Consider the following 856-nt stretch of genomic DNA (forward strand, 5'->3'; position numbering starts at 1 on the left):
AGGTTGAACAGGAAGCCGACGGCCTCCTCCTTCAGCGACTCCAGCATCGCGCGGAACATGTCGTAGCCCTCGCGCTGGTACTCGATGACCGGGTCGCGCTGCGCCAGGGCACGCATGCCGATGCCCTCCTTGAGATAGTCCATCTCGTAGAGGTGCTCACGCCACTTGCGGTCGAGCACGGTGAGCATCACCTGACGCTCCAGGCTCCGCATCGCGCCTTCGCCGACCTTGCCGTCGATCTCGGCTTCGCGCTCGTCGTACGCGCGGTGGGCGTCTTCGAGCAGCGCCTCACGCAGCCTGTCGGCGTCGAGGTCGTCGTCCTCGGTGAGCTCTTCCCAGGTGACCTTGACCGGGTACAGCTGCTTCAGCGCCGTCCACAGCTTCTCGTGGTCCCAGTCCTCGGCGTAGCCCGTGGAGGTCTCCTCGGTGACGTACGCGTTGATGACGTCGACCAGCATGTGCTCGATCTGCTCGCGCAGATCCTCGCCTTCGAGGACGCGCAGCCGCTCGGCGTAGATCACCTTGCGCTGCTCGTTCATGACCTCGTCGTACTTGAGGACGTTCTTGCGGATCTCCATGTTCTGCTGCTCGACCTGCGTCTGAGCGCTCTTGATCGCCTTGGAGACCATCTTGTGCTCGATCGGCACGTCGTCCGGCAGCCGCATGGTGGTCATGACCCGCTCGACCATCGTCGCGTTGAAGCGGCGCATGAGCTCGTCACCGAGCGAAAGGTAGAACCGGGACTCGCCAGGGTCGCCCTGGCGGCCGGAACGACCGCGGAGCTGGTTGTCGATCCGGCGCGACTCGTGCCGCTCGGTGCCGAGCACGTACAGCCCGCCCGCCTCGCGGACCTCCT

The 856-nt window shown here is 65.4% G+C and carries 1 protein-coding gene; it reads right to left on the bottom strand.

Annotation, left to right across the window (positions count from 1 at the left end):
• A partial coding sequence (locus AVR91_RS41865; RefSeq protein ID WP_455577848.1) for a preprotein translocase subunit SecA occupies positions 1-856 on the bottom strand: 856 nt, incomplete at both ends.

It is taken from the genome of Amycolatopsis keratiniphila subsp. keratiniphila, assembly GCF_001620365.2.
GTDB classification, from domain to species: Bacteria; Actinomycetota; Actinomycetes; order Mycobacteriales; family Pseudonocardiaceae; genus Amycolatopsis; species Amycolatopsis keratiniphila.